The organism is Muribaculum sp. NM65_B17 (genome assembly GCF_004793735.1).
Lineage (GTDB): Bacteria > Bacteroidota > Bacteroidia > Bacteroidales > Muribaculaceae > Muribaculum > Muribaculum gordoncarteri.
The window spans coordinates 401,242-416,371 of the sequence record NZ_SRYY01000002.1; the positions used below are offsets into that span (position 1 = coordinate 401,242).

The window sequence follows — 15,130 nt, forward strand, 5'->3', positions numbered from 1 at the left end:
AAATATACAAAAATGGAATCAAAGAAATTCATACTGCAAGAAAAAGATATTCCCACAGCGTGGTACAATGTAATGGCCGAGATGCCGGTAAAGCCTCGTCCGTTGCTTAGTCCGGTGACAAAGAAGCCGCTGACACCCGAGGATCTCTATCCGTTGTTCTCGGAAGAGGTGTCCCGTCAGGAATTCAACGATACCGACAAGTGGATTGAGATACCCGAAGAGGTGCGTGACATGTATCGTATATGGCGTCCTACACCTCTTGTGCGTGCCCGTGGTCTTGAAAAGGCTCTTGACACACCGGCTCACATCTACTTCAAGAATGAAAGTGTAAGCCCGGTAGGCTCGCATAAACTCAATTCGGCAATACCTCAGGCTTACTATTGCAAGAAGCAGGGCGTCACCAACATCACGACTGAAACGGGCGCAGGACAGTGGGGTGCCGCATTGTCGTTGGCCGCCAAGCATTTCGGCCTTGAACTCGCCGTTTACATGGTCAAGGTGTCATATCATCAGAAACCTTATCGTCGTTCGATAATGCAGACCTACGGAGCCGAGGTTATAGCCTCGCCGAGTATGTCGACCAAGGCCGGACGAAAAATCATTACCGACCATCCCAACTATCAGGGCTCGCTCGGAACCGCCATATCGGAGGCTGTCGAGCTGGCAATGTCGACGCCCAACTGTAAATATACGCTCGGTTCAGTGCTCAACCATGTAGCATTGCACCAGACTGTCATAGGTCTTGAAGCTGAAAAGCAGATGGAGATGGCCGGTGAATATCCAGACATTGTGATAGGCTGCTTCGGTGGCGGAAGTAACTTCTCGGGAATTTCATTCCCATTCATGCGTCACAACTTCAGTGGAGAGCGTTCGACACGCTTCATAGCCGCCGAACCCGCGTCATGTCCCAAGCTCACACGAGGTGTGCTGCAATATGACTTCGGCGATGAGGCGGGTTACACTCCGTTGATTCCCATGTACACGCTCGGACATAACTTCTCGCCCGCCAATATACATGCCGGAGGACTTCGCTATCATGGAGCCGGTGCGGTTGTGAGCCAGCTGCGCGAAAACGGTCTTATCGATGCTGTGGACATTCCCCAGCTTGAAACGTTTGCAGCCGCAACTCTCTTTGCACAGGCCGAGGGCATAATTCCTGCTCCCGAGAGTTCTCATGCCATAGCTACTGCAATACGTGAGGCCAAGAAAGCAAAGGAATCGGGTGAATCCAAGGTTATCCTGTTTAACCTTTCAGGTCACGGACTCATTGATATGGCTGCTTATGATCAATATATAAGCGGTGACCTGCAGAACTATGAGATTCCCGAATCGGAAATTGAAACCAATGTGTCGAAGCTTGAAAAGCTGATTTGATATTATATCGGAATAGAAGACAACAACGCCCGGAATCACCATAATTCCGGGCGTTGTCCTATATTGTACCGACTGCTGTTATTCAGAGAGTTTTGCGTCCATTGCGGCTGCGGCATGTCGTCCGTCACCCATGGCAAGGATTACGGTTGCACCGCCGCGCACGATGTCGCCTCCTGCATATATGTCGCTGAGCGATGATTGCATTGTGCCTTCGTTGACTACGATTGTGCCTCGGCGTGACACTTCAAGTGCGGGGATTGCATTGGGGATTAACGGGTTTGGTGATACTCCCACGCTCACAATAACCAGGTCGACGGGGATGTCGATTATCGCGCCTTCTATGGGCACCGGTGAGCGTCGGCCTGACGCATCGGGCTCGCCGAGTTCCATTTTCTGCACTCTCATCATGTTCACGCGGCCTTTTTCATCGGCGAGATACTCAATGGGATTATGCAAAGTAAGGAACTCTACGCCTTCCTGCTTGGCGTGCTTCACCTCTTCGGCTCGTGCCGGCATTTCGGCTTCGCCACGACGATATACCACCATGGCCGATTCGGCGCCCATGCGTCGTGCGGTGCGCACTGAGTCCATTGCCGTGTTACCGCCTCCTATTACAGCTACCCGCTTGCCTTTAAGGATGGGTGTGTCGTGGTCGGGGCGGCCTGCACCCATGAGGTTGATACGGGTGAGATATTCGTTACTTGACATTACGCCGATGTAGTTCTCTCCGGGTATGCCCATGAAGCGGGGCAGACCGGCTCCTGAAGCTACGAATATGCCTTTGAAGCCCATTTCGTGGAGGTCGTCGTAACTCAATGTTTTGCCTACGATGCAATCCTTTACGAAATTTACTCCAAGAGCGGCAAGGGCGTTTATTTCGACATCGACCACTTCGTTGGGAAGTCGGAATTCCGGGATTCCGTATTTCAGTACGCCGCCTATTTCATGCAGGGCTTCAAATACGGTTACATCATAACCGCGTTTTACCATGTCACCTGCAAATGACAGTCCGGCGGGGCCCGAGCCTACTACGGCGACCTTGATGCCGTTCTTGGGTGCTGTTTCGGGCACGGCGTGACATCCGCACAGGCGTTCGTTGTCGGCGGCAAAACGCTCGAGGTATCCTATGGCTACCGGTTCTTTCTTCATCTTATGGTAGATGCAACGTGACTCGCATTGTTTCTCCTGGGGACATATACGGCCGCACACAGCGGGAAGTGCGCTTGTTTCTTTCAAGACCACGGCTGCCGCATGGAAATCTTTACGCTCGATATTCTTGATGAATCCGGGGATGTTGATGCTTACGGGACATCCGGTCACACATTGGGGATCGGGGCAGTCCATGCATCTTGTAGCTTCAAGCACTGCCGCTTCAGCCGACAAGCCTTGATTGACCTCTTCGTTGCAGGTTATGCGGTAGGCGGGGTCGAGTTCGGGCATCTTTACGCGAGGAATTGATGTGCGCTCTTTTACCGGAGTGGCTTTACGAAGTTCTTCGCGCCACTGTGCGTCACGTGGCGACGATGTGTTATTATTGTTTGCCATAGCAGTTATTGGTTAAATGAACGTAAACGCATAAGCATCTCATCGAAATCGACCTGGTGTGCGTCAAATTCGGGGCCGTCGATGCATACAAACCTTGTCTTGCCACCTACGGTCACACGACAAGCACCGCACATTCCCGTGCCGTCGACCATGATTGTGTTGAGCGAACACATTGTGGGTATGTCGTATTTCTTGGTAAGCAGTGAAACGAATTTCATCATTATGGCAGGACCGATGGTAACTACAAGGTCGACTTTCTCGCGGTTGATCACGCTTTCTACACCGTTGGTGACAAGCCCCTTGGTGCCGTAGCTTCCGTCATCGGTCATGATTATGACTTCATCGGAATAGGGGCGCACCTGCTCCTCGAGTATTATCAGCTCCTTGGTGCGTGCTGCCAATACGGTTACCACCTTGTTGCCGGCTTCTTTCATTGCTTTTATTATGGGTAGAAGGGGTGCTACTCCTACACCGCCTCCACAGCACACTACAGTGCCTACTTTCTCGATGTGGGTGGCTTGTCCGAGCGGCCCCACTACATCGGTGAGTGATTCTCCGGGTTCGAGGTTGCATATTTTGCCTGACGATACGCCTACATTCTGCACTACAAGGGTTATTGTTCCTTTCGCGGTGTCGGCGTCGGCAATTGTCAACGGAATGCGTTCCCCGTTTTCGCAAGCACGCACAATAACGAAGTGTCCGGGCTTGCGTGACCGTGCTATTGCCGGAGCTTCCACTACAAGCTTGACAACGTTCTCGGAGAAGTGTTCCTTCTCAAGGATTTTGTTCATGAGTGTTCTTTTATGAAATATGATGATGACAATTTATTTATCTACGGCAAAGATAAGTAAAAATATCTAAGAGAATACAATAATCATGAATTTATGTAAAAGCAAAGGGTGTTGTCTCGCGACGACACCCTTTTTTAATCTACAATCTATAAAAACATATATATTTTGAAAAAACGGTCAATAATTGATTTTTAGAATCAAAATTTCAATGAACACTCAAATATATGTCAAATATTTTTAACATCCAAGTAATATGTTTAAGAACATAAAGGGTCTAAAATACACTTATTTACCCGGTAATCTCACCGGACGGAGTATCCAGGGGAACGGTTCTTTCAATACTATGTTTTTATCTGATTTTATTTTATGGTAGGCAGCGGCTGCTTCTTCGGCTGTTTCATAGCTCCCTGCTATCACATAGTAGAGCGGCTCGGCTGTTTCTACTACAATGGCATTATGTTCGTTGTCACGGAGCCGGTTCATCAATGATTTGGCGTTGAACACTTGCTTGAACTGATTCACTACTATAGAATAGGGCTTGAATTGTTCGGGTGTGCCGCATCCTTCGGTTAGGCGTACATTGACCGTGCTCAATGGGATTGAATCGGTCCCTACAATAAGTCGTGAGCTTATTGCCTCTTTGCGTATGCGGTCGTATATCGTGTCGTCGATTCCGCTGTTTTCATCGGATTTTTCTTTGGCTGCCTGGTAGGCCGCTCTGTAGTTGGCTTCCGATGTCTTGCATCCCGAAAGCATTGCTATTGTAGCTATTACCGCGATTATAAGTGATGTTACTCGTGTCATGATTGTTATTGTCGTATTTTCTTACTTAGTTCTATTACTTCGAGGTCTTTTATCGTGCCGTTGTCGATGGTGAGCCTTACAAGTGTGCGCACCTGTTGCCATCCTTGCTGTCCGGCAGCTCCGGGATTTATGTGCAGCATCTCAAGCTCCGGGTCGTATATCACTTTGAGTATGTGACTGTGTCCCGTTACCATAAGTTTTATGCATTTGGCACGTAACAGGGGTTTTACTCCGCGTGCGTATTTTCCAGGATATCCGCCAATGTGTGTCATCCACACATTGACTCCTTCAATTGTGAATTCCTGAACTTCGGGACATCGTCGCGTCACTTCGCCGTGATCGATGTTGCCTGATACAGCTCTCACTACCGGGGCGATTTCCTCAAGCCTTTGCAGCAACCCGATGTCGCCGATGTCACCCGCATGCCATATTTCGTCACATCCGGCAAAGTGGACGGCATAGCGTTCATCCCAGCAAGAGTGGGTGTCTGACAGGATTCCTATACGCTTCATTGGTTATTGCCTGATAATGCGTACATATTGCAGCAGCGCCGTGTTGACAGTGCCGTTCATATTGTCGATTTCGTGTCGTAGGCTCAGTTCGTTGACGCCTTCCTTTAGCTTTATGCGCAGCATGTTGCTGAATCCGGTCGACAGCCATTCGTCAATTCCGCGTTGTGGCATGACTATCGCTCCAGCTTCCTGCCCGTTGATGTAAAGCATTCTAATGGCGCACTTATTTTCGGTGTTTATGGGGCCTTCGCCGTTGGCGTATCTTACATCAAGCAGGTAGTCGCCGCCTGAGTCCACATTGACCTTGAAGGTGACATCGGTGTTTTTTTGTGGCGACAGCTCGATGAAGCGAGATGCCTTATCCTTGTCCTTGATGAATGATGTGCCTGTTTTTCCTATTTTGTCGGCGTTGACTACGGTTAATGAGCCTGCAGGAATGTATTCAAACGGCTTGCATGAGAATCCGCTCCAAGTTTCTTTGAGCACGGGAACGATATCCATGAGCGAGTAGTTTTCATCGGGAATGAAAGTCGCTACAGGAGTGGTTATCTGGTCGAGGAACGTGCTGTTGACGGTGAGTCCGTAAGATATTCCGGGGGAGTAGTTGCGAATTTCACCTTTGTAGCCGATCCAGTCGACAATAGGTGTCGCCGGCATCCAAGCCTGAGGCTGGCTGTTGATTTCCTGAGGCTTGATGGTGTTGTCGGCCATTGTTATCAAAATCTCGATATTGCCTTTCACATTGCCTTTCAGGAAGTGATCGTCATTATTTTCTCCGTTTATTGTAAAAGATTTTATGCGGTCGCCAGTGCCTGTTACTTTGACGTTAAGTGTCGCATTGCGGTATTTTAGGTTGGTCAGAGTCTTTTCGCCGGTGAATGATGGCGGAACTACCGGAGCGAATCTTATGCCGTCGGGCTCGAATGTCATGCCCATTATGATGCGGAATATCATTGCCGCATTTCCGGCGGCACTCCATAGCTGGCTGTCGGAGTTGACTGCAGTTCCGCGATAGTCGCCGTTGGACGCTACAAAAAGCTCCTTGTTGGTGCCGAAGAATGCCGCAGCCCTGTAAAGAGCGGCAAGGCCTTTGTTAAGGGCAAGAATGTTGCCTGCTTTTGCCGCTGCGATGTTCCAATAGGCTTGTACAAACGGCCACACCGCATCGTTGTGATAGGGCTTTATGTCGGGCATTTGAGGATATACCGATGATATTCCATAAGGCGTGTAAGGAGTCTTGGAAATTATCGAGCGGGCCATTTCGGGGTTGGCGATGTCAAACACGATTGACAGCGCCTGTCCGAGATTGTCGACGGCCTGTGACTGTATGGGATATACTCCTCCGTACAGATATTCGCTATAATAGCCGAGATTGGGTATCCACAGGTTGTTGTTGATTGAGTTGGCAATCTCCTTGTCCATGCCTATCCATAACGGAGTGTAATCCGATTCCAGCTCCTTAATCATGGCATCGCGTACACGGAATGCCTCGGCATACATGACATTCGTTCCAAGACACATCGATTCATATATATCCTTGGGCTGCATCCATCGCGGATAGGTCTGCTCCCTCCAGTCGAGATAGCTTTGCTCGCCATGCATGAGCTTGAAGTTGGAGTCCCACACGACTTTCATGTCGTCGTTCAATGTATTGTCGATCGCTTCGATTGCTTCCTTGAGCATCGATTTGTCGCCTGTCACCTTGTAGACCTCCCATGCTGCCATGGCCCACACGATGCGGTCGCTTGACACGGGCCATGAACCTCCGGTGCCGGTGTCTTGCACTATTACCGTGCCGTGAGGTGTTTCCTTGAGCTTGGCCTTAAGGCTGCGATAGGAGTTTTCGGGGTCAAGCAGTGCGAGGGCAAGATATACCGAGTAGCTTACATCACGTGTCCACACTCCGTCCCATTCCTTGCCGGCACGATAGGTCGAGTCGGGGCGAAGGTTGCTTGCGATGTCGCATATCGCCATGTTATACAACGCGTCGACAAGCAATTGGTCGGAATGATACTGCGGGAACCGACTGTCGATTGAATCGACTTTCCACCCGGTGGGATTTTCGGGACGCTCGGTGGTGGGATTGAGATTCAGCGTGACTTCGTAGATGCCGTCACCTCTATCTTTCAGTTTGCGGTCGTGCTTTCCGTAAAGATTCTCAAAATCCCAGCTCAACGGGTCGACGCTTCCGGCAACCCATACGCCTTTGAAGTCGTCTTTGTATATGGTGTCGTTGGTAGGCGTTACATAGTATCCTCGTTTCTTGAAACTGTCAAGCACTGGATTCATATTGACTTTAAGAGTCCATTTTGTGTCCTTGTCGAGTTTTCCTGCCAGTTTTTCTTTTATGGAGTCAAATTTCTCAATTGCTTGTCCGAATGTAAACACTGTGTCAGACCCGATAAGTACCGTGTGGCTTTTGCCTTGAGGCAATTCATTGTCCCTGCTGTTAAGGGAGAAACGGAAGTGAAGCAGTTGGGATATGCCGCTCTCCTCGGGTGAGGTGTAGTTGCTCTCAATCTCAACAGGGCTTATGGCCCGTGCAGTGTGCGGCCCTTGCGTTACGCGGTCGGTATAGACTGTGAACATGTCCGATGAATATATCACATCTTTAGGTTGGCTGGGGGTATTGGAGCAACCTGTGACAATTGAAAATGCCATCATCGAATTGATTATTACTGTTGAGCGTTTCATTTTAGGGTGTGATTTTATTATTGTTGATTGTAGGCCCGAGTCACGCTTCGTCGCAGGTTGAATGCACGTAGTGGTGTGATGCGTGACATTCATGGATGGAGTGATCGACGATTATATGGCGGTTGGCCATGCCTGATATTGTGGACATCTCGTGTGACACAAGTATAATCGTCGTGTTGCGTGCAACATCGGCGATTATGTCATAGAGATGATGCTCAAATGCCTTGTCGATGTAGCTTAACGGCTCATCCAGCACAAGTACTTCGGGGTTAGATATCAAAGCACGCCCCAGTAGTGTGCGCTGGAGTTGTCCGCCCGACAAATCGCCTATTGACGCGTCGGAATGCGCGTCGAGCCCCATAAGTGATATTGTTTCGGCGATGCGTTTGTTGCATTCGTCACGCTGCATGTTCTTTTCGGCAAGCAATCCCGATGCTACAGTTTCCCTTACTGTTATAGGAAATCGGCTGTCGATTAGATTCTTCTGAGGAAGGTAGCCTATAGGTAGCTTCTTAACCTCCATGTTGTCGCTATGATATGTTACTTTCCCTTGTGTAGGATTTAGAAGGCGGAGTATGATGCGGAGAAGTGTGGTTTTTCCTCCTCCGTTTGGCCCGGTCACGGCTACAAAGTCACCCTTCTGGATGTCGAGATTGACATCTTTTAATATGACCTTGTTGTCGTAACGTTTCCACACATGGTCGAGCGTTATTATGCTATTGTCGGGATATTGCATCTGCAATGCTTTTCATTTCTTTATCCCACTCGTAGTTCAGCGGGTTTATGTTTATGATTTCGGCTTTTATCTGTTCATTGGCTACTTGAGCCTGTCGGGAGTCGATGTCCTTTTGGAAAAACAGAGTTTTCACGTCACGGTCGATTGCCTTGTCGATTGTCGACTGCATCATCTTTACCGACGCTTCCTTCCCCTCCGGGCTTAGGCTTATTTGTTCCAATCCATAGTCGCGTGCAAAGTAGCTTAATGAGGGATGCCACACAACGAATGCCGAGCCGCGATAGGGTTGCAGTTGCTGTGAAATTTCCCTGTCGAGGGAGTCAAGGCTATTCAGGAAGTTCTTGAAGTTGCGTGAGTAATAGGGCTTGTTTCCGGGATCGAGGGCCACTACCGCCTTGTACATGTTGGCTGCTATCGTCTTTGCATTCTTGACCGATGTCCAAGTGTGGGGGTCGATGTCGGTAGAATGCTCCACGTCACCGTGGGAATGGGTGCCGCGTATGAGCGAAATGCCTTCGGAGTTGTCAAACAGCTTCAAACCCGGGTTGTTGTTCTGCACCTTGTTTATGATTGCGCTTTCAAAGGCCACGTTGCCAATGCGGAAATAGGCTTTGCTGTTTTCAAGATTCAGCAGGTGGGTAAGGCTCGGATCGTAGGACTCAGGATTGGCACCGTTGCTCAACAGACACTTTATCTCCCATTTGTCGCCTACGATTTTTTCGAGCATGTATTTTTGAGGCTGGATGCTCACGGTTATGGTGGGCTTGGATGTGGAGGCTGATGTGCATGACCGCAGGAACAGACCCAATGCCGCCACTGTCAGCAACGATGTGATTATATACTTGAAGATTGACCTTTTCATTATAATATAAATAGGATGCAAATGTAATGATTATCGGATTTATAAACAAATTCATCCGGCACGGTACACATGCTTGTAAAGCAATGTCCGTGCGCGGTCGGGGTCGATGGTGGCCGATGACATCAGTTTCATCTCAATGCTTTGGCTTTCGGGAGTGTAGGGCGGCTGGATGTATTTGTAGTCGGAGTGGAGCATGAAGCCGTGACGTCGATAGAATCCTATGCGTCGTGACGCAAGCGGATTGGAATCCTCGGGCTCCACTTCCAGTACCACGGGCTTGTCGGCAAGTTCCATCAACATGTTGAGCGCGTCACTGCCTATACCTTGGCCTCGGAGCTCGGGGTTGGTGGCGAAGTGCTCTACGTAGAGCATGTCGTCGAAATCCCATGTGGTTATGAATCCGGCAAAGCCGTTGTCGGCTTTTATTACATAAGCGTTAAACGGACTGTCATGGTTGTCGATAAGCGACAAAATGCTGTCGACGGGTCGTCGCTCGTCGGCCGGGAACGATGTATTATAAAGAGCAAGCAATTCGTCGGGAACAGAGTTACTGTAGGGGATGTGGTATAGTGTTGTATTCATTCTGCAAAGTTATGATTCAAATTACATATTTTTTTAATTAAAAATGATAAAATAAATTTTATTATGTAAATTTGCTATTGAAATTTTAAACAAAATAAAATTTATAATAGAACAATAACCTTAAAACGTTAGTTTATGGCAAGAGCTCAATTAGATACCCTTGACTACAAAATTTTGCAAATGTTGTCGGTTAACGGTAGAAAACCGTTCTTGGAAATCGCTCGTGAATGCAATGTGTCGGGTGCTGCAATACATCAGCGCATTCAAAAACTTATGTCAATGGGTGTGCTTAAAGGGTCGGAATGCCTTATCGATCCTGCGTCGGTGGGATATGAAACGTGTGCTTACATGGGATTCTTCCTTAAAGATCCGTCACGCTTTGATGAGGTGGTGGAAAAGCTTAAAGCTATACCTGAAGTGGTGGAGATACACTTCACTACCGGACAATATGATATGTTCATTAAATTGTATGCTCACAACAATGATCATCTACTGCACATAATACATGAGCAATTGCAGGGTTTGGGCCTTGCCCGCACCGAATCACTGATATCGTTCAAGGAGGTGCTCAAGCGTCAAATACCCGTGTCGGAGCCACAGGATTAGAACAAAAGCATGGCGGTAATGCTTATAATGATATAAACACTAATTTATCATGACCGATTCTTTGTTGTTGAACGCCATATCCTGGGCTCGTGAGGCCGGGGCTGTGCATCTGAGATATTTTCGCGGTAACCAGCTTGAAATAAAGTCGAAGTTTAACGACAGTGACATAGTGACGGCTGCCGACAAGGCTGCCGAGAAACTCATCATCGACCATATAAAGTCGACATATCCCCATCATTCGATACTTTCGGAAGAGTCGGGATTGGAGAATCACGACAGTGAATACCGATGGGTCATCGACCCGCTCGACGGTACTACCAATTTCAGTCAAGGATTGCCGCAATTCAGTGTTTCGATAGGAATTGAGCATAACGGTGTCACTGAGATTGGAGTCGTTTATGCCGCTTATCTCAACGAACTGTTCCATGCCATAAGAGGGCGTGGAGCTTATATGAATGGCGAACTTGTAAAGGTGTCGGGAAAGGCTCGACTTGATCAGTGTGTGGTTGCTACCGGATTTCCTGTCGACAAAGACCGCAATCCCGATAACAATGTAGATAATCTTACTCGGGTGCTTCCGCATGTGCGCGGTATGCGGCGCCTCGGTTCGGCCGCTATTGATCTGTGCTATGTTGGTGCGGGATTCCTTGACGGTTACTGGGAGCTGAATCTGCATCAGTGGGATGTAAGCGCGGGATTATTGTTTGTGGAAGAGGCCGGGGGAAGCTATACGCATTTCCGCACCGACCGAAATGTATCGGTGCTTGCCGGAACTCCGGCAATACACGACCAGCTGCTGCCGATGTTGTCGACTGAAGCTGCAACGAAGTGATTTGGCGGTTAAAAGGTGAGTTTAATAGGTTATATTTTGTAACTTTGCACTAAAACAGAAAATTAAACAAAAATGGAAAAGATAATACTTACGGGTGACCGTCCTACCGGCAAACTCCATCTCGGACATTACGTAGGGTCGCTGAAACGACGCGTGGAGCTGCAGAATTCGGGAGAATATGATAAGATATTCGTAATGATAGCCGATGCGCAGGCTCTTACTGACAATGCCGACAACCCAGAAAAGGTGCGACAGAACATAATCGAGGTTGCGCTTGATTACCTGTCGGTGGGAATAGACCCTGAAAAGACTACGATATTCATCCAGTCGCAGGTTCCTGAGCTTGCCGAGCTTGCTTTCTACTATATGAACCTCGTTACGGTGTCGCGTGTGCAGCGAAATCCCACTGTAAAGACCGAGATAAAGATGCGTAATTTCGAGCAGAGCATCCCTGTGGGATTCTTCTGCTATCCCGTAAGTCAGGCATCTGACATAACCGCATTCAAGGCCACTACTGTGCCGGTGGGCGAAGATCAGGCTCCTATGATCGAGCTTACTCGTGAAATAGTGAACCGATTCAATAATATATACGGTGAAACTCTTGTTGAGCCTGAGATATTGTTGCCGTCCAACGCCGCATGCCTGCGACTTCCGGGAACCGACGGCAAGGCCAAGATGAGCAAGTCGCTTGGAAACTGCATCTATCTTAGCGATACCGCCAAGGAGGTTTCCAAGAAGATAAAGAGCATGTACACCGACCCCTTGCACCTGAATGTGGACGATCCCGGACACCTTGAGGGCAATTGTCCGTTCATCTATCTCGACGCATTCTGTCGTGACGAGCACTTTGAGAGATATCTGCCCGAATATAAGAATCTGGATGAACTGAAGGCTCATTATACACGTGGCGGACTTGGCGACGGTACTGTCAAGAAGTTCCTTACAAAGGTGATAGAGGAGGAGCTTGCCAAAATACGTGAACGTCGCAAGAAATATGAGCAGGACATACCTGCGGTATACGATATATTGAAGCGTGGCTCGGAAGTGGCACGTGAGGCTGCTGCGGCAACGCTTGCCGATGTGCGCAAGGCAATGCGCATCAACTACTTTGACGACGAGGAACTTGTCAAGGAGCAGGCTCGCAAATATCAAGGATAGACATTGGCATAAATGCTTAAATAAAGACGGGGCTTGAAATGATTGCCATTTCAAGCCCCGCTTATTTTGTGAGACAGTCAGCGTTACTTCTGTTCGGTGTCACGCTCGGCTTCGGTTTCTATTTTGTTTTCAAGTTCGGCGTCATACCAAGTGGAGTACATGAGATAGTTCTTCGCTATTTTGCGGTTAATCTCCTTGCTCTGCTCGGGGTCTACCATCTTGATGAATTTCGCGGGCGCGCCTCCCCACAGTTCATTGGGGCCTATTTTGGTGCGTGACAGCACGACGCTTCCGGCGGCCACGAGAGCGCCTTCGCCAACCTCGGCATCGTCCATCACCACTGCACCCATTCCTATAAGGGCGAAGTCGTGTATCTTGGCTCCGTGAATAGTTACGTTGTGGCCTATTGACACATCGTCGCCTATCTCTATGGTCGATTTCTGATAGAGGGTGTGCAGCACCGATCCGTCCTGGATGTTTACGCGATTGCCTATCTTTATTGAGTTGACATCGCCGCGCAGCACGGTGTTGAACCAGATGCTGCAGTCGTCGCCCATCACGACATCGCCTATGATGGTGCAATTGTCGGCGAGGAAGCAGTTTTTGCCGATTTCAGGGGTGTATCCCCTTACCGATTTTATTAATGCCATTATGATTGTTGATTAAAGTTGATTATTTGCGTGATATGGGCTGAGTCTTGGCTGCCAGCCATGCGGTTTCTTTCTCGTTCAATGAAGGAGTGAGCAAGTCATACACCTTCTTGTGGTACTCGTTGATCCATTTAATTTCGTCGTCATTGAGCATCGAGGTTTCGATGAGGTTGATGTCGAAGGGGAACAGCGTCACGGTGTCGAAGCGGAGGAAACGCCCGAATTCGGTTTCGCGGTCAACTACCGTAAGTATCATGTTCTCGCAACGTATTCCGTATTTGTCGGTGACATACAGTCCGGGCTCGTCGGATGTCACCATGCCGGGCGCAAACGGCACTGTTGTAAGGTGGTCGATGCGGTTTCGGAAACTCTGAGGCCCTTCGTGTACGTTCAGGAACGAGCCCACACCATGACCTGTGCCGTGCAGATAGGTTTTCCCTTCTTTCCACAGATATTGATGGGCGAGAATGTCGAGCTGTACGCCACATGTCCCTTCGGGAAATACGGCTGAGGCAAGTGCGATACAGCCTTTCAGCACGAGAGTGAAGTCGTGACGCTCGTCGGCCGTGGGGTTGCCGAGCGATACGGTGCGGGTTATGTCGGTCGTTCCGTCGAGATATTGCGCTCCTGAGTCGACAAGCAGCAGGCCGTCGGGATATATCTCGGCGTCTGATTCCTCTGTCGGTTCGTAATGTACAATCGCGCCGTGGCCCTTGTATCCGGCTATTGTTCCGAAACTGTCGTCGAAATAATCGGGTTGTAGGCTGCGGTTGCGGGTTAGTATTTTGCACACGTCGGTTTCGGTAAGGCGTTTGCCTTGCGACAACGTTTCTTCTATTTCCATGAAAGAGCGCACCAATGCTATTCCGTCGCGATGCATTGCTCGTTGTAGTCCTTCTATCTGAACATCATTGCGTATTCCTTTCAGCAAGGGTATGGGGGAACGGCCGAGCGAAATGCGTTTGCCGAGAGCCGTGACGAGTGAACCTGACGATGAACTCGGGTCGACGAGTACCTTTGTGGTGAACGGTAACGCGCCTGCAAATTTCAGCACGCTGTTGTATGGAGCGATGCTGATGTCGTTTCCTGCGAGGTATTCCCGCACGCGGTCGGTGATCTTTATGTCGTCGATAAACAGTGTGGAGCCTGTTTCACCAAGATATAGGAAAGATGTCACGACTGGATTGTAGGTTACATCCTTTCCGCGCAAGTTAAGGACCCATGCAATTTCATCCAATGCCGATATCAATATGGCGTCGGCTCCGGCTTCTTTTACGCGCTTGAGCACTTTCTCTATTTTGTCGCGAGTGCTTTCGCCGGCGTATTTCATGTCATGGATGAATGCCTTGTCGGCGGGTAGAGGAGGTCGGTCGTACCATATTTCATCGGCGGGGGTGAAGTCGGTTATGAGCTTTATTCCCACCTCGCCGAGTTTCTCTTTCAAGTCGCGCTCCGAGTTTATCGAAAACAACATGCCGTCGATACCTACTGTTGAGCCTGCTGGGAGAGTGGTGCGTATATAGTCGGGGATTGACGGTGTTATGGCAAGGCCGTCCTTCATTAATGTTATGCCGGTTTCATCGAGCTGCTGTGCCGCCTGCAGGAAGTAGCGAGAGTCGGTCCACAGCTTTGCGTCGTCAAGCGACACTACGAGTGTTCCGGCCGAGCCGTTGAATCCGCTTAGATATTCGCGAAGATGCCAGTGGTCGGCCATGTATTCGCTTTGGTGCGGGTCGACATGGGGGATGATCGTGAGGTCAATGCCCCGAGTGAGCATCGCGTTGCGCAGGGCTTCGAGTCGTTGGATAATATTGTCTTTCATTTTATGAATAATGGTTGAATAATGCAAATCTACAAAAAAAATGTCAGCTTACATTCGTGACAGACCGAAAATATGTATTACCTTTGCAACGCTGAAGAGTCAGTTGATATTGTCGCGATGTCGACCCTTGATGTTATGTCGCTGATAATTAAATAAAATGAG

The 15,130-nt window shown here is 49.0% G+C and carries 14 protein-coding genes; 4 read left to right on the forward strand and 10 right to left on the reverse strand.

Translation table 11 applies throughout. The features are described from left to right. The first annotated feature begins 12 nt into the window (after positions 1-12). Positions 13-1,374, forward strand: coding sequence for a TrpB-like pyridoxal phosphate-dependent enzyme (locus tag E5354_RS04260; RefSeq protein ID WP_123395266.1), 1,362 nt, complete (start codon positions 13-15; stop codon positions 1,372-1,374). A 78-nt stretch (positions 1,375-1,452) separates the two neighbouring features. On the opposite strand, the gene gltA is transcribed toward E5354_RS04260, so the two are convergent. From gltA to E5354_RS04300, 8 genes are all read right to left on the reverse strand, one after another. Then, positions 1,453-2,919: an NADPH-dependent glutamate synthase gene (gene gltA, locus E5354_RS04265; RefSeq protein WP_135946546.1), complete on the reverse strand. Its 1,467-nt coding sequence runs from the start codon at positions 2,917-2,919 to the stop codon at positions 1,453-1,455. A gap of 5 nt (positions 2,920-2,924) precedes the next feature. Next, complete coding sequence (locus E5354_RS04270) at positions 2,925-3,710, reverse strand: sulfide/dihydroorotate dehydrogenase-like FAD/NAD-binding protein (protein ID WP_123395268.1); 786 nt, start codon at positions 3,708-3,710, stop codon at positions 2,925-2,927. A 285-nt stretch (positions 3,711-3,995) separates the two neighbouring features. Next, complete coding sequence (locus tag E5354_RS04275) at positions 3,996-4,514, reverse strand: SPOR domain-containing protein (protein WP_135946547.1); 519 nt, start codon at positions 4,512-4,514, stop codon at positions 3,996-3,998. Positions 4,515-4,519: 5 nt separating this feature from the next. Beyond that, positions 4,520-5,026, reverse strand: a complete 507-nt coding sequence (locus E5354_RS04280) for a metallophosphoesterase family protein (protein ID WP_123395270.1) — start codon at positions 5,024-5,026, stop codon at positions 4,520-4,522. A 3-nt stretch (positions 5,027-5,029) separates the two neighbouring features. Continuing rightward, positions 5,030-7,720: a glycogen debranching protein gene (locus E5354_RS04285; RefSeq protein ID WP_135946548.1), complete on the reverse strand. Its 2,691-nt coding sequence runs from the start codon at positions 7,718-7,720 to the stop codon at positions 5,030-5,032. 40 nt (positions 7,721-7,760) lie between these two features. Beyond that, positions 7,761-8,456 (reverse strand): metal ABC transporter ATP-binding protein, encoded by a 696-nt coding sequence (locus E5354_RS04290; RefSeq protein WP_135946549.1) that lies wholly within the window; start codon positions 8,454-8,456, stop codon positions 7,761-7,763. Continuing rightward, positions 8,437-9,318: a metal ABC transporter solute-binding protein, Zn/Mn family gene (locus E5354_RS04295; RefSeq protein ID WP_135946550.1), complete on the reverse strand. Its 882-nt coding sequence runs from the start codon at positions 9,316-9,318 to the stop codon at positions 8,437-8,439. Before E5354_RS04295 ends, E5354_RS04290 begins: the two co-directional genes overlap by 20 nt. A gap of 51 nt (positions 9,319-9,369) precedes the next feature. Continuing rightward, positions 9,370-9,900 carry a GNAT family N-acetyltransferase gene (locus E5354_RS04300; protein ID WP_135946551.1) on the reverse strand — a complete coding sequence of 177 codons (531 nt, stop codon included), beginning with the start codon at positions 9,898-9,900 and terminating at the stop codon, positions 9,370-9,372. 135 nt (positions 9,901-10,035) lie between these two features. On the opposite strand from E5354_RS04300, the gene E5354_RS04305 reads away from it, so the two are divergent. The 3 genes from E5354_RS04305 (at position 10,036) to trpS (ending at position 12,496) form a co-directional block, all read left to right on the forward strand. Further along, a complete protein-coding gene (locus E5354_RS04305; RefSeq protein WP_123395275.1) occupies positions 10,036-10,506 on the forward strand; it encodes an Lrp/AsnC family transcriptional regulator in 471 nt (156 codons plus the stop codon). A gap of 49 nt (positions 10,507-10,555) precedes the next feature. After that, positions 10,556-11,338, forward strand: coding sequence for an inositol monophosphatase family protein (locus tag E5354_RS04310; protein WP_123395276.1), 783 nt, complete (start codon positions 10,556-10,558; stop codon positions 11,336-11,338). 72 nt (positions 11,339-11,410) lie between these two features. Further along, positions 11,411-12,496 (forward strand): tryptophan--tRNA ligase, encoded by a 1,086-nt coding sequence (gene trpS, locus E5354_RS04315; RefSeq protein ID WP_123395277.1) that lies wholly within the window; start codon positions 11,411-11,413, stop codon positions 12,494-12,496. Positions 12,497-12,579: 83 nt separating this feature from the next. Here trpS and E5354_RS04320 read toward each other — a convergent pair whose 3' ends face one another. Both E5354_RS04320 and E5354_RS04325 read right to left on the reverse strand, forming a co-directional pair. Further along, a complete protein-coding gene (locus tag E5354_RS04320; protein ID WP_123395278.1) occupies positions 12,580-13,146 on the reverse strand; it encodes a gamma carbonic anhydrase family protein in 567 nt (188 codons plus the stop codon). Between the two features lie 22 nt (positions 13,147-13,168). Then, on the reverse strand, positions 13,169-14,968 hold the full coding sequence (locus E5354_RS04325) for an aminopeptidase P family protein (protein ID WP_135946552.1): 1,800 nt from the start codon (positions 14,966-14,968) through the stop codon (positions 13,169-13,171). Positions 14,969-15,130: the final 162 nt, after the last annotated feature.

What these genes read in the sequence shown, in the direction of transcription:
- E5354_RS04260 (WP_123395266.1), top strand. Translation starts at nt 13, where the DNA reads ATGGAATCAAAGAAATTCATACTGCAAGAAAAAGATATTCCCACAGCG.
- gltA (WP_135946546.1), bottom strand. Translation starts at nt 2,919, where the DNA reads ATGGCAAACAATAATAACACATCGTCGCCACGTGACGCACAGTGGCGC.
- E5354_RS04270 (WP_123395268.1), bottom strand. Translation starts at nt 3,710, where the DNA reads ATGAACAAAATCCTTGAGAAGGAACACTTCTCCGAGAACGTTGTCAAG.
- E5354_RS04275 (WP_135946547.1), bottom strand. Translation starts at nt 4,514, where the DNA reads ATGACACGAGTAACATCACTTATAATCGCGGTAATAGCTACAATAGCA.
- E5354_RS04280 (WP_123395270.1), bottom strand. Translation starts at nt 5,026, where the DNA reads ATGAAGCGTATAGGAATCCTGTCAGACACCCACTCTTGCTGGGATGAA.
- E5354_RS04285 (WP_135946548.1), bottom strand. Translation starts at nt 7,720, where the DNA reads ATGAAACGCTCAACAGTAATAATCAATTCGATGATGGCATTTTCAATT.
- E5354_RS04290 (WP_135946549.1), bottom strand. Translation starts at nt 8,456, where the DNA reads ATGCAATATCCCGACAATAGCATAATAACGCTCGACCATGTGTGGAAA.
- E5354_RS04295 (WP_135946550.1), bottom strand. Translation starts at nt 9,318, where the DNA reads ATGAAAAGGTCAATCTTCAAGTATATAATCACATCGTTGCTGACAGTG.
- E5354_RS04300 (WP_135946551.1), bottom strand. Translation starts at nt 9,900, where the DNA reads ATGAATACAACACTATACCACATCCCCTACAGTAACTCTGTTCCCGAC.
- E5354_RS04305 (WP_123395275.1), top strand. Translation starts at nt 10,036, where the DNA reads ATGGCAAGAGCTCAATTAGATACCCTTGACTACAAAATTTTGCAAATG.
- E5354_RS04310 (WP_123395276.1), top strand. Translation starts at nt 10,556, where the DNA reads ATGACCGATTCTTTGTTGTTGAACGCCATATCCTGGGCTCGTGAGGCC.
- trpS (WP_123395277.1), top strand. Translation starts at nt 11,411, where the DNA reads ATGGAAAAGATAATACTTACGGGTGACCGTCCTACCGGCAAACTCCAT.
- E5354_RS04320 (WP_123395278.1), bottom strand. Translation starts at nt 13,146, where the DNA reads ATGGCATTAATAAAATCGGTAAGGGGATACACCCCTGAAATCGGCAAA.
- E5354_RS04325 (WP_135946552.1), bottom strand. Translation starts at nt 14,968, where the DNA reads ATGAAAGACAATATTATCCAACGACTCGAAGCCCTGCGCAACGCGATG.